Consider the following 13,917-nt stretch of genomic DNA (forward strand, 5'->3'; position numbering starts at 1 on the left):
GAGGAACTGAAAATGATTAATATCGCAATTAATGGTTATGGCCGTATCGGTCGCAATGTTTTACGAGCGCTTTACGAGTCTGGTCAAAACGAAGAAATTAAAATTGTCGCTATCAACGACCTAGCACCTGCTAACGTGAATGCGCACTTAACTCAGTTTGATTCAGTACATGGTCGTTTCAACCAAGAAGTTGTGCTAGCTGAAAATACGTTAGTGATTGGTAATGACGAAATCACGCTTACGCAAGAACGTGATCCTGCGAACCTTCCTTGGAAAGCGCTTAATGTTGATATCGTATTAGAATGTACAGGCATCTTCACGTCTCGTGATGCTGCAGCTAAGCACATTGAAGCGGGCGCGAAAAAAGTAATCGTTTCAGCGCCAGGTACTGATCTTGATGCAACGGTTGTTCATGGTGTGAACTCTGAAGTGATCAATGCATCAAGCAATATCATTTCAAATGCATCTTGTACAACCAACTGCCTTGCCCCAGTTGCTAAGGCATTAAATGATGCAATTGGTATCGAACAGGGTAGCATGACAACTATTCACGCTTACACAAATGACCAAGTTCTTACTGATGTTTATCACCCAGATCTTTACCGTGCGCGTAGTGCAACTCAGTCTATGATCCCAACTAAAACAGGTGCTGCAAAAGCCGTTGGTTTAGTGCTACCTGAGCTTGCTGGCAAGTTAGACGGCATGGCGGTTCGTGTTCCTACAGTTAACGTATCTTTAGTCGACTTAACATTCATTGCTTCTCGCGAAACAACTGCTGAAGAAGTTAATGCTGCGGTTAAAGCGGCTGCAACTGAAGGTGCAATGGCTGAAGTACTTGAGTACAACGAACTTCCGCTAGTTTCAATTGACTTCAACCACAACCCAGCGTCATCAGTATTTGATTCAACGCAAACTAAGGTTGATGGTAAGCTTGTTAAAGTTATGGCTTGGTACGACAACGAATGGGGTTTCTCTAACCGTATGATCGACCAGGTTAAAGCATTAGGCCAATACCTATAAAGTATACCAAGCTTTAATAATACTTAATCAATTTGAAGAGTTAAAACTGACACTAACGGCGTTAAAAATTTCTCATTTAGAACAACTAAATATCGATATTTTTGCCTTGTTATTGCCTAGTTTTCTCTACTTCAAATAGGCCACTTTATTATTAAGTTTGGTATTAAGTTAAAGTTAACAATAAAAAACCGCTTCGATAAGCGGTTTTTTTATGTCTACTGAAAGTTGTTTAACTAACTAGAGAAGTTTAGATATTTCAATTTTTCATTAATTTGAAGCTATGCTTCTGTTTCGTCTTCTTCTAGTTCAGGCAACGGCCAACCACCCAATGCTTGCCATTTATTGACAATAAAGCAAAATAACTCGGCTGTGCGTTCGGTGTCATAAAGGGCTGAATGAGCTTGGCTGTTATCAAATTCAATACCGGCTGTGCGGCACGCTTTTGCAAGCACAGTTTGGCCTAATGCAAGACCTGCCAAAGAGGTTGTATCAAAGCTAACAAACGGATGAAAAGGAGTGCGCTTTATTTTATTGCGTTCTATCGCTGCATTTAAAAATCCATGATCAAACGCGGCATTATGTGCAACAACCACTGATCGAGAGCAACCCGCAGCTTTTTGAGCTTTTCTCACCATTTTACAGATTTCTTTGATCACAACATCTTCATCTTCAGCACCGCGTAATTCTGAAAACGGATCAATGCCGTTAAATTCAATTGCAGCTTGCTCGATGTTTGCGCCTTCGAAAGGCTTTACATGAAAGTGTAGAGTTTGATCTAAACTTAGAACGCCTTCATCATCCATTTTTAAAGTTGTGGCAGCGATTTCTAATAGCGCATCTGTGTCTTTGTTAAAGCCAGCCGTTTCTACGTCGATAACTACAGGAAAGAAACCACGAAAGCGTTGGGAAAATAAAGTTTGCTCTTGATCTGCCATAATGCACTTATGTTATGAATTTAAGGGGCGTATTATACTGTTTAGATAGATTTTTGCGACCCGAAATATGTCTCAATCATTTAGAGTTATTGAGTGTTAAGGCTGGCGGCATATTTCTTGCTTTTGAGTTGTTGAGATCATCAAAGCGGCATTATTTTGTCAGTACGGAGAACGTTGTGAAGTACAAAGCATATTTATTCGGTTTAGGACTGTTATTCGCAGACATTGGATTTGCAGATGCGGCTATGCGTCAGTACAGCGCCAATGCAGACAGTTCAAATTGGGATGTAAATAAGACCAAACGCCTTTCTTGTGCTTTGCATCATGAGATCCCATATTATGGTGAAGCTATTTTTAATGTCGTGGCCAGCAAAAATAAAGATCTAACTTTTAATCTCGATATGGTCGTTCGCCCTGAAAGCTATGACTTTGCAGGTTTACAATCGGTGCCGCCGCAATGGCGTGCAGGGGTACCTGTACGTGATATTAGTAAAATGCAGCTGTTAAAAAAGTTTGATGGCGAGTTAAATAATGATGTCTCTTGGGAGATGCTTACTGAGCTTGAAAAAGGCTTTCACCCAACTTTCTATTATAAAGATTGGCAAAATAGTGCAGACCGCATCTCTGTCGCACTCTCTTCTGTTAACTTTCGTCAAGCTTATTGGGCGTTTTTACAATGCCGCGATAATTTGCTGCCATACAGTTTCGAAGACATTGCCTTTACGGTAATGAATTATAAAAAGAACTCTAGTGATTTAACTAAATCGTCTCGTAAACGTCTCGAGATGATAGGCGAGTATCTTAAAAACGATGACAATATTGAATCTATCTTTATATCGGCTTATACCGACAGCTATGGTGGTCGATGGATAAATATGGAGCTTTCGAAAAAACGCGCTAAAGCGATAAAAGACTATATGGCGAGTATGGGTGTGCCAGCCGATAAAATTCGAACAGAAGGGTTTGGTGAGAAACGCCACGTACAACCCAATGACAATGCCATCGGTCGGGGTAAAAACCGTCGAGTGGTTATTCAGATAGCAAAACCTTAATTATCGATAAAAATATATAAAAGGCGACCTAAGTCGCCTTTTCTGTTTTAGTGCTTAAATCTTATTACGAATAAGATCTCTGACAATAAAGCGGTTAGGGTGTATGGCCTCATTGACCCTTAAACTATAAGGGCTTGGTTCATTACATAGTTTGGCAATCAAGTGCTCTGTTGCCAATGGCGCACTGCACAAGCCTCTTGCCCCAAAACCTGTAACGATATGCAGCCCAGCATAAGGTACTTGTTCTTCAGAGAAATCGTACTGCTTACCTTTGCTTAAGTTTGCATAGGCATGACATAAATCTGATTTCTCAGGGACTTGACCGAGCATGGGTAAGTGGTCATTGAAACAGCATCTCACCGCGGCTTTCGCAGAAGTTATTTCGCCAAGGCTTTGCGCAAAGTCACTCTGTTCATAAAACTTCATTAACTGTGCTCTGTTGGTGACATTGTCTTCGTCTTTCAATTCACGACTTTTGGTATGCTTATCAAAGGTGGCCCCCATACAGTGATGGCCATCATGACTTGGCGTAAAATAACCTTTATGACACAGTACGGTTTTTAATTTATCAGATACTTCTCCAGATCTAATATGTGAGACTTGGCCTCTGACACCGTGTAAGCCGATGTCTTTTGTTTGCTCGAACCTGTCACTGTGTTCACCGGCGCAAACAAATACATCAGAGAACGGACCAAATCGGTTGTCTTCAGTAACCAAATACCAACCGTCATTGCTTTGCTCTAAAGTTTGAATATCTGTATTGAAATACGTTTGCACGTTTTGCAATGTATTAGCAGCGTTAAATACAGCATGGGTTAACTGTGCAGGGTTTACCCAACCAGCTTCTGGAAAGAACAATCCAGAGTAGGGTAATTCAGTACCAGCTAGTTCGCTGGCTTGTGATTCATTCACAGAATAAATCAGTGCATCAGGCCATACCGCTTTTTCTACTAACTTTTTGTGTTGCAGCGCTTTGCTGTCATTTACCGCTTGGAGTAAAACCCCACACCAATCATGGTCATATTCAAAACCTTGCGCGGCAATATCTTTGTATAGCCTTAATGCATATAAATAGCTGTGGGCATAGAACTCGCTTGATGGGCTATTTTCAGATTGTAGATTCGGGTAAACCGCGCCTTGTCGATTATGTGAGGCGCCTTTTGCAAGTGCATCATCTTGGCAAAATAAAGTAGCGCTAATCCCACGCTTAGCTAAATGATATAGTAAACAGCTAGAGCCAACGCCCCCACCAATGATGGCAACGTTATTGAGTGGCCTTTTGTTTAAATTGTAAAACTCAGGGGTATTGTGTGTGCTGTTAGCGGTATTTAACTGACCAACAACCATCTCACGTTTGCGACCAAAGCCTTTTACTTTTTTACATTCGAATCCTGCTTCTTGTAAGCCTCGACGAACAAAACCTGCGGCAGTAAATGTCGCAAAGGTCGCATTGCTTCGGCTTAAATTCGCCATGGCGTTAAACAGCGGTTGCGTCCACATATCTGGATTTTTACTTGGTGCAAAGCCATCTAGGTACCAAGCGTCCACAATACCTTGTTGGGTGAAATTCATTTTAGGTAAAGTGTCGTGCACATCACCAAACCATAAATCAAGGACTACACGAGCATTGTCGAACTCAATGCGGTGGCAACCCTCTAGTGCAATCGGATAGTGCTTACAAAGCTGCTCTGATAGAGATGCTAGACTTGGCCAAGCTGCTAACGCTTTTGCAAGTTCCGACTGTTTTATTGGAAACTTTTCAAAAGAAATAAAATGTAATTTCGCTTTGTTACCTTCGATTTGACGCCATTGCTGCCAAGTATTTAAAAAATTAAGACCTGTACCAAATCCAGTTTCTGCGATTACAAAGTGTTTTTGATCGTGTGAGGTTAAACGTGCTGAAATGTTGTTATTTTCGTAGAAAACATAGTGAGATTCAGCAAGACCATCATCATTCGAGAAATAAACATCATCGAAGTCGTCGGCAACCGGTGTACCTGATTCATTAAAGTGAATTTGTGCGTTTTTGATCATGATTAATGCAATTAGGATCGAATTAATGCAGTATTCTACGTGTTTTAATTGTTTTCGTCCGTTGAAATTTAGTAAAAAACAATTCAGAGTACGTGTGTAAGCTGGAAAGCTGACCACTTGAGGTCACAATTCAAAGTAGAATACACAGAATTTAGAAATAAAATTAAGGGAATCACCCATGAGAAGAGCCGTTATTACAGGTATCGGTATTGTATCGAGCATCGGCAACGACAAGAACGAAGTATTAGAGTCTTTAAAAGCGGGTAAAAGTGGCATCGTTTTCAATCAAGAATTCGCTGACTACAATCTTCGTAGTAATGTTTCAGGTAACATCGACATCGATGTTAAAGCACACGTAGACCGTAAAGCACACCGCTTCATGGGCGATGCTGCTGCATTCTCTTATATCTCAATGGCACAAGCGATTGAAGATTCAGGTCTATCTGAAGAGCAAGTGTCTAACGAGCGCACTGGCTTAATCGTTGGTTCAGGTGGTGGTTCTTCTAAATACCAAGTAGAAGCGGCTGATATTCTTCGTGAAAAGGGTGTTAAGCGCGTAGGTCCTTACATGGTTCCTCGTACTATGGCATCAACAGCGTCAGCGTGTCTTGCAACGCCTTTCAAAATTAAAGGTGTTAACTATTCAATCAGCTCTGCATGTGCAACATCAGCGCACTGTATCGGTAATGCGGTAGAGCAAATTCAACTTGGTAAGCAAGACGTTATCTTTGCAGGTGGTGGTGAAGAACTTCACTGGACACTGGCAATGGAATTCGACGCGATGGGTGCGCTTTCAACAAAGTACAATGAAACGCCTGAAAAAGCTTCTCGTACATACGATGCAAACCGTGACGGCTTCGTAATCTCTGGTGGTGGCGGTATCGTTGTTGTTGAAGAACTAGAGCACGCACTTGCTCGTGGCGCACACATCTATGCTGAAATCGTAGGTTACGGCGCAACTTCTGATGGCTACGACATGGTTGCACCATCTGGTGAAGGCGCAGTTCGTTGTATGAAGCAAGCAATGGCTGACGTTGAAGGTGACATCGATTACCTAAACACACACGGTACATCTACACCAGTAGGTGACGTGAAAGAACTTGGCGCAATTCAAGAGTTATTCGGCGAAAAGTCTCCTGCTATCAGCGCAACTAAAGCAATGACTGGTCACGCACTGGGTGCTGCAGGCGTACACGAGGCTATCTTCTCACTACTTATGCTTGAAAATAACTTCGTAGCACCTTCAATTAACGTTGAAGAGCTAGACGAGCAAGCACAAGGTCTAGACATCGTAACTGAGCGTCGTGACGTTGAGCTAAATACGGTTATGTCGAACAGCTTCGGCTTCGGCGGTACTAACGCAACACTTGTGATGCAAAAGTATAAAGGCTAATACTTAAGAAAATAAAGTGTTACCAAGGATACAGCCCAGTTAATTGACTGGGCTTTTTTATGCGTGATGTTTTTGGGAGTTTTATACCAATCCTCTTAATTAAGCGGTCTATTTTGAGGCAAGGAAAACTAGTCGATAACGAGACAGAGATTTTGCTATTTAGTTGTCCTAAATAAGAAATTTTTAACGAAGTTAGCGTCAGTTTTAGTCCCTCAAAATGATTGAGTATTATTGAGGATTGGTATTAAACACAAAAAAGCCCGCAAGATAGCGGGCTTTTGACGTGTAATTGTTAATTACATGACACGCATGCCAGGCTCTGAGCCTTCATCTGGGTTCAGAATGTAAATTTCTTTTCCACCCGGGCCAGCTGCCAGCACCATGCCTTCTGACATACCGAAACGCATCTTACGCGGTTTAAGGTTAGCGACCATAACCGTTAGTTTGCCTTCGATGTCTTCCGGTGCGTAAGCTGACTTAATACCGGCAAATACTTGGCGTGTTTCACCGCCTAAATCTAACGTCAGTTTAAGCAGCTTTTCAGCGCCTTCAACGTGCTCAGCTTTAGCGATTTTTGCAACACGCAAATCAACTTTAGCGAAATCGTTAAACTCGATTTCATCTGCGATAGGCTCTTTCGCAAGCGGGCTATTAGGGTCAATCTTTGGTTTATTCGCCGCTTCTAAGCTTTCTTTTGACTCTTCAACCATTAGATTTACTTTATCCATTTCAACACGTTGCATTAGTGCTTTGAATTTGCTGATTTCATGGCCAACTAATGGCGTTTGCGCACTTTCCCAAGTTAATTCTGTATTTAGGAAAGACTCAACGTTTGCAGCCATTACAGGAAGTACTGGCTTCAAGTAAGTCAGTAGCACTTTGAATAAGTTCAAACCAAGAGAGCATACTTGGTGAGCTTGTTCTTGTGTGTCTTCGTTCTTGATCAGTACCCAAGGTGCTTGTGCATCGATGAACTGGTTTGCTTTGTCAGCAAGGGTCATGATCTCACGGATCGCTCGGCTATATTCACGGTTTTCATAATGCTCAGCAATGGTGTCTGATGCATTTTGGAACTCAGCTAATAGCTCAGGCTCCATGATCACATCACTTAACTTGCCGTCAAACTTCTTAGTGATGAAACCTGCACAACGAGACGCGATGTTAACAACTTTACCAACCAAGTCTGAGTTCACACGTTGTGCGAAGTCTTCTAGGTTTAAATCTAAGTCAGTAATGCCACTGTTTAGTTTAGCAGCGAAGTAGTAACGTAAGTATTCAGGGTTTAAGTGGTCTAAATAAGTACGCGCCTTAATGAAGGTGCCTTTAGATTTAGACATTTTTGCCCCGTTTACGGTTACAAAGCCATGTGCGAATACATTAGTTGGCTTGCGGAAGTTCGCTCCATCTAGCATTGCAGGCCAGAACAGACTGTGGAAGTAAATGATGTCTTTACCGATGAAATGATAAAGCTCTGCATCAGAACCTTCGCCCCAGAATGCATCAAAATCTAAGCCTGATTTGTCACATAGGTTTTTGAAGCTAGCCATGTAACCAATTGGTGCATCTAGCCATACGTAGAAGTATTTACCCGGTGCACCTGGAATTTCAAAACCAAAGTAAGGCGCGTCACGGCTGATGTCCCATTGCTGTAGACCTTCAGCAAACCACTCTTCTAGTTTGTTTGCCATTTCAGCTTGCAGGCTACCTGAGTGTAGCCACTCTTTAAGCATGTCTTCAAAAGCAGGTAGGTCAAAGAAGTAGTGCTCAGAATCTTTTAATACTGGGATCGCACCAGACATCGCTGAGCGAGGATCTTTTAGCTCAGTTGGGCTATATGTTGCACCACAAGCATCACAGCTGTCACCGTTTTGATCCTCAGCGCCGCACGTAGGGCAAGTACCTGTTACGAAGCGGTCTGGTAAGAAAATTTCTTTTTCTGGGTCAAATAGCTGAGAAATCGTACGCTTTTTAATATGACCTTTATCGTTCAAACGGTTGTAGATCAATGCGCTTAGTTCTTTGTTCTCTTCACTGTGTGTGCTGTGGTAGTTATCAAACTCAACGCTGAAGTCTGCGAAGTCACGTTGACGCTCGACACTCACATTTTTCACCATTTCTTCAGGTGTAATGCCTTGCTTTTGTGCATTGAGCATAATTGGCGTGCCGTGCGCGTCATCAGCACAGACGTAATAAGTTTCATGACCACGTAACTTTTGAAAACGTGACCAAATATCAGTTTGAATGTACTCAAGCATATGACCAAGGTGAGTTGGACCATTGGCATACGGTAAAGCACTAGTGATGAGAATTTTTCTCTTGCTCATAAACGGTTCCATGAAATTTAAGTGATGTTGCTTAACTATTAAACAAACCACTAATTTGAGCCAAAATAAGGAACATTAAAGCCTTAGCTTAGCTGAATTGACTGGTGTTAATGGGTTGAATGTTACATAATTCCGAGGTCTTTTTCATCATTCGAGCACGTTTTATTTTTATGTTTGGACTCAATAAACTGTTTGGCAAACTTAACCCCGAAAAAACGGCGATTTTGACCGCATTATCTCAGTATAAAAGTGCGGTATTTCCTTTTGGTATCGCCAATGACTGGGTAGAGAAAGTAGATAAAACGAATAACGGTTTTGAGGTGCACCTTAATTTACCCTTTGCAGCAAAAAGTGCGTTATTAGACATTGAAGCTGAACTGCTCGAGAAAACACAGACAAAAATCAGGCTAAGTGCTGAAATTGCATTAACTTCAACTAATAAATTCAAACAAACAAAACACATTGTCTTAGTCGCATCGGGTAAAGGTGGGGTAGGTAAGTCGACGTCTGCGGTAAACCTTGCTTATGCGATGGCTGCACAAGGTGCCAAGGTCGGTATTTTGGATGCTGACATTTATGGCCCGTCTATTCCGTCTTTGTTTGCTTTAGAAGACGAAAAACCAACAACTAAAGACAATAAAACGCTACAGCCAATTATCAAAGATGGTATAAAAATGCAGTCTATTGGTTTTTTAGTACCAGCAGAAGATGCCACAGTATGGCGAGGCCCTATGGCTTCTCAAGCGCTCAACCAATTACTGAATGAAACAGACTGGGGCGAGCTGGATTATTTATTTGTTGATATGCCTCCCGGTACAGGTGACATTCAGCTCACCATGACGCAAAAAGTACCAGCCAGTGGTGCGGTGATTATTACTACACCACAAGATTTAGCCCTTGCCGATGCACAAAAAGGCATCGCGATGTTCAATCAAGTGAACTTGCCCATACTGGGTCTGATTGAAAATATGAGCCACTACATTTGTGGCCATTGTGGCGGCAAAAACCATGTATTTGGTCAGCAAGGGGGCGAGCGTTTGGCTAGCCGTCATGGTGTACCATTATTGACCGAAATTCCTTTAGATATTGAGATAAGAACGCACTCTGAGCAAGGTCTTAATATTGCAAAACAGCCTATTAAGGCAACAGAACATTACATAGCATGCAGTCAACTTATCGCAAGCATGCTGCATTACCAATCAAGCACAGACTCACAGGTTGAGATTGTGATGACGGACGACTAAGAAATGAGATTATCTGATACCCATATTAAACAAGCCATTGCAGATCAAAAAATTATTATTGAGCCTTCACCAAGTGATGACATGATCTCAGGGATCACCCTTGACTTGCGTTTAGGTAATAAGTTTCGTGTATTCCAAGATCACGGTGCACCATATATCGATTTAAGTGGTCCAAAAGACAAACTGAACGACGCAATGGAATCAATCATGAGTGATGAAATTGAATTGGGTGAAGATGAGCAATTCTTTTTACACCCGGGTCAACTTGCTCTGGCAATGACCTATGAATCAGTTACTTTACCTGCGGATCTAGTAGGTTGGTTAGATGGTCGTTCTTCACTAGCTCGCTTGGGGTTAATGGTGCATGTTACAGCTCACAGAATTGACCCAGGCTGGTCAGGCAACATTGTTTTAGAGTTTTACAACTCGGGCAAGTTGCCATTAGCTTTACGTCCAAAAATGAAAATTGGTGCGTTAAGTTTTGAAACTATGACAAGCCCTGCTGAGCAACCTTACAACGCCCGTAAAGATGCGAAATATAAGGGCCAGAATAGTGCGGTGGCTAGCCGTATTAGCGACGATAATTGTAATAATTAAATCAATATAAAAGATTAAATTTATTTACACTTTTAATCTGGCAGATCCCAAAAAAACCGACATAATTACATCTTAGGCGGCAAGCTTGTATTCAAGGAGATGGTATGTCGGTTTGGGCTTTGAGAGTTTTAGCAATCATTTTGCTACTTGCTTTTTCTAAAGCAAGTGCAAAGGAATATGATGTCTTCTATCTTGAAGAAGTGCCCAACTCTCAGATTTCTATTTTAGACGTCATTCAAGACGATGTTCGTTTTAAAGCTCAAAGTTCTGACTCCTTATCTATCCTTTCAGGACAAAAACACTGGTTCAAGATAGAGCCTAATTTAATGTCATATACTGACAGTTTTCATTGGGTGCTTCACACCGACCCACTACCAAAAGGTCAACTTTCTTTCTACTGGGTTCAATCCGGAAAATTAGTCAGTAAATCGGTTTTCTCTCGTCTTAGTAATAGCGCACCTGAAAATAAGATTTTTCCTCACATAAGGCTAACTTCGCGAAATAGCGATGTAGCTATTTATATCGAAGCTAATAACCCAGATAACAAACAACTCAGTGTAAAGTTATCTACTGCAGAAGAGTTTGATAATTTAAAACAAACACGTCAGTTCTGGTACGGTACTGAACTTGGCTTACTCTATTTTGTTGGCTTATTTATGTTCTTAATGGCTGCAACGAGCAAATATAAGTACCTTGCATATTTAGGCGGCTATTTCACCTTTATAGCATTACAATATAGTGTGATCACTGGGGTCATTTACTTTTATGTCCCTGACTTAGCTGCTGATTATGTGTCATCTTTGACCGCTGCTTGGCTATTTTTTAGTGCCGCTGCTTGTATCATGTTTAATGCTAAGTTTTTTGCATTAAAGCAGCATTACAAAAGAGCCTACAGAGTGGTTCAGACTACAGCTCGATTTCTGTTGGCGGCAGCCTGTTTTGTTTTAATTTTTCAATCATCAATATCAACAGCTGCACAAGTTGTAAGCTTTACAGCTTTAATGACTTGTATGCTGACCATTTATTATTTTGCATTTATAAGTCAGCGGCCTCTGATAAAACTGATGTTTATCGCTTGGTTGCCCGCATTATTCATTGAAATAGGCCGATTAGGTCTTGAATCAGGGGCCATCGCTCAAAGTGATTTGGTTTGGCCTGTCAGAGTGTTGGTTTTTGTTCATGTCATTCTTATTTGCGTCGCTATTTATTTACTAGATAAGAAAAAGCAGGATTCATTTTTATTTTATAGCTTACATGATAAAGATACCGGCTTAGCAAATCGTCAAGCACTTCAACAATTCTTGGATACTTTAGTTGCAACTAAGAAGAACCACACAGTTTTAGCGTTTCGACCCATGATGTCGGATCAAATTAAGTTAAGCTTCGGTGTGGAGTATGCAAATAAGCGTTTAAGGGTATTGTTTAAAGAGCTTAAGTCACAAATCAACCCTTATCTTGAAAATGAAAGTGCTCAGCAATCACATCAAATTTATAAACTCTCTGATGGCACTTTTGCACTCGTGTTGATTGGTGACCTCTCCCTGAATCAAATAGAGCAATATGTTTGCGTTATTGCCGGTGTGTTTGAAGAAGGGGTTGAACACAAAGGCTTTCAGCTTTCGGATCAAATAAAAGTAGGGGTTGCACATTACCCGACTCATGCAATTAATGCTGAGCTATTAGTGCAAAGAAGTTTATTGGCTTTGGCTGATAACCATTCATTTGGGGTCAATTGGCATATTTATGATCCGAGTATAGCGGCTATGGCTGAAAGGCGATTAAAGCTATCGGCATCGCTTCAGCATGCGATACAAAACAATGAGTTGTCACTGTTCTTACAGCCACAAGTATTGCTTTGCACCGGCCAAGTATATGGTGCTGAGGGTTTGTTACGCTGGCATCATCCGGATCTAGGTTTTGTTGCGCCCGATGAGTTCATACCCATAGCTGAAGCTTCAGGGCAAATTAATGCCTTAACTGAGTGGGTTATTACACAGGGGTTAAGTTATCAGAAAGAAATTGTTGAGCTATATCCAAACCACATGCTTTCTTTGAATATTTCTGGTAAGGACTTATCAAGAAAAGAGTTAATAGTGCAACTTATTACTCAGCTAAACGAGCTTTCATTAGACCCCTCGCAAATCATTTTGGAAATCACAGAATCTGTTGCGATTGCTGGTAAAGGTAAACTAAAAGAAACCATAGAGGATTATCGTCATTTAGGAGTGAAAATTGCGATTGATGATTATGGTACGGGTTACTCTTCACTTGCATATTTAAGCGAGCTTGGTTTTGATGAACTAAAAGTAGATAAACAATTTGTCATGGATATTGAAACTTCGAGTAAAAATCAAACAATCTGCAAGACGACGTGTGATATGGCGAGAAGTCTAGGGTCAATGGTTGTTGCAGAAGGTGTCGAGAACTTAGCAAGTTATAATAAGCTGATGCATTATGGCTGTGACATAGCACAAGGTTATTTTATTTCGAAACCCATTAAGTTTGAAGATTATATGCAGTGGTTGAGCCAAGCTAATTTAGCTATCGATGTAAAGCAGCTCCTAGTGCGTTGAAATAACGATAAATACTAGTTTCTAACTGCTCTCTAAGTGTTTTATCGGGAAACCCCCCTTGTTGGGCGAGCTTACTTTTTTTGACGCCAGACACTAAGTAGTGGTTTTTAATTTCAGTATGATGGCCGATGCAGGATTCAAACGCGCGGGCTGTCATTTCTTGCGGACGGCTGAAATAATTTTGTTGATAGGTTTTATCGAGCATAATCGACTTTTTGAAGAAGGTGCTTTCTTGCTGACCCGTTTCATCTAAAAAGCAGTGTTCGTAAAAGTTTGAGAGTTCATCATTCAGTGGGTGAGGGTGATAAGACGCTTCAGTAAGCCATTTCACTGAGGCAAAATCAAAATATTGGCTGTTTGGGTATAAGAATTTACAGATGTAATGATCAAAAGCATGCCACCATTCATGGGCTAACGCCCCTGCGCCAGCGTTTTTAGCTAAAGCGAGTATTTTCCCATTGCTGTCATAATGAGCTTGCACACCTTTTTGTCCACCTGAGCCAAAACTTAAACTTAACGTTTTTCTTAAACCTATGACCTCAGGGGGAATATTCAATATTTGTGTTAAATCAGCGAGACTGTCGTAAATTAAATTAGCAGCGATAAAGCGCTCTTCTTTGGTGACCCAAGCGCCGACCGTGATAGTTTTAAAGCCAAAGGTACGTTTAATATCTTCAAATAAAATTTGGTCACCAAATCTATAATCTGGTCCTTGTCTATAAAAGTCACTCGTTAGCCTAGCCAT

The 13,917-nt window shown here is 41.1% G+C and carries 10 protein-coding genes; 6 read left to right on the forward strand and 4 right to left on the reverse strand.

Going from position 1 to position 13,917, the window contains the following annotated elements:
- The first annotated feature begins 12 nt into the window (after positions 1-12).
- On the forward strand, positions 13-1,020 hold the full coding sequence (gene gap, locus ACXAC4_RS06245) for a type I glyceraldehyde-3-phosphate dehydrogenase (RefSeq protein ID WP_138482830.1): 1,008 nt from the start codon (positions 13-15) through the stop codon (positions 1,018-1,020).
- A gap of 278 nt (positions 1,021-1,298) precedes the next feature.
- Here the strand turns inward: gap and rnt are convergent, their stop codons facing one another.
- Positions 1,299-1,955, reverse strand: coding sequence for a ribonuclease T (rnt, locus tag ACXAC4_RS06250; RefSeq protein ID WP_138482832.1), 657 nt, complete (start codon positions 1,953-1,955; stop codon positions 1,299-1,301).
- 209 nt (positions 1,956-2,164) lie between these two features.
- Between rnt and ACXAC4_RS06255 the strand changes: the two genes are divergently transcribed.
- Positions 2,165-3,007, forward strand: a complete 843-nt coding sequence (locus tag ACXAC4_RS06255) for a flagellar protein MotY (protein WP_475164061.1) — start codon at positions 2,165-2,167, stop codon at positions 3,005-3,007.
- Positions 3,008-3,061: 54 nt separating this feature from the next.
- Here the strand turns inward: ACXAC4_RS06255 and mnmC are convergent, their stop codons facing one another.
- Positions 3,062-5,041 (reverse strand): bifunctional tRNA (5-methylaminomethyl-2-thiouridine)(34)-methyltransferase MnmC2/FAD-dependent 5-carboxymethylaminomethyl-2-thiouridine(34) oxidoreductase MnmC1, encoded by a 1,980-nt coding sequence (gene mnmC / locus ACXAC4_RS06260; RefSeq protein ID WP_475159857.1) that lies wholly within the window; start codon positions 5,039-5,041, stop codon positions 3,062-3,064.
- Positions 5,042-5,219: 178 nt separating this feature from the next.
- Between mnmC and fabB the strand changes: the two genes are divergently transcribed.
- The gene (gene fabB / locus ACXAC4_RS06265) at positions 5,220-6,434 is read left to right on the forward strand and encodes a beta-ketoacyl-ACP synthase I (RefSeq protein WP_058029499.1); all 1,215 of its coding nucleotides are present in this window, start codon (positions 5,220-5,222) and stop codon (positions 6,432-6,434) included.
- A 296-nt stretch (positions 6,435-6,730) separates the two neighbouring features.
- On the opposite strand, the gene metG is transcribed toward fabB, so the two are convergent.
- On the reverse strand, positions 6,731-8,758 hold the full coding sequence (gene metG / locus ACXAC4_RS06270) for a methionine--tRNA ligase (protein ID WP_475159859.1): 2,028 nt from the start codon (positions 8,756-8,758) through the stop codon (positions 6,731-6,733).
- Between the two features lie 170 nt (positions 8,759-8,928).
- On the opposite strand from metG, the gene apbC reads away from it, so the two are divergent.
- The 3 genes from apbC to ACXAC4_RS06285 all read left to right on the forward strand — a co-directional run bounded on the left by apbC (position 8,929) and on the right by ACXAC4_RS06285 (position 13,172).
- A complete protein-coding gene (gene apbC / locus ACXAC4_RS06275; RefSeq protein WP_475164066.1) occupies positions 8,929-10,002 on the forward strand; it encodes an iron-sulfur cluster carrier protein ApbC in 1,074 nt (357 codons plus the stop codon).
- 3 nt (positions 10,003-10,005) lie between these two features.
- Positions 10,006-10,599 (forward strand): dCTP deaminase, encoded by a 594-nt coding sequence (gene dcd, locus ACXAC4_RS06280; RefSeq protein WP_138482842.1) that lies wholly within the window; start codon positions 10,006-10,008, stop codon positions 10,597-10,599.
- A 104-nt stretch (positions 10,600-10,703) separates the two neighbouring features.
- Positions 10,704-13,172, forward strand: coding sequence for an EAL domain-containing protein (locus ACXAC4_RS06285; RefSeq protein WP_475159860.1), 2,469 nt, complete (start codon positions 10,704-10,706; stop codon positions 13,170-13,172).
- Here the strand turns inward: ACXAC4_RS06285 and ACXAC4_RS06290 are convergent.
- Positions 13,141-13,917, reverse strand: coding sequence for a CLCA_X family protein (locus tag ACXAC4_RS06290; RefSeq protein ID WP_475159862.1), 777 nt, complete (start codon positions 13,915-13,917; stop codon positions 13,141-13,143). The genes ACXAC4_RS06285 and ACXAC4_RS06290 overlap by 32 nt on opposite strands.

Source organism: Pseudoalteromonas sp. AWM4_233 (assembly GCF_056158285.1).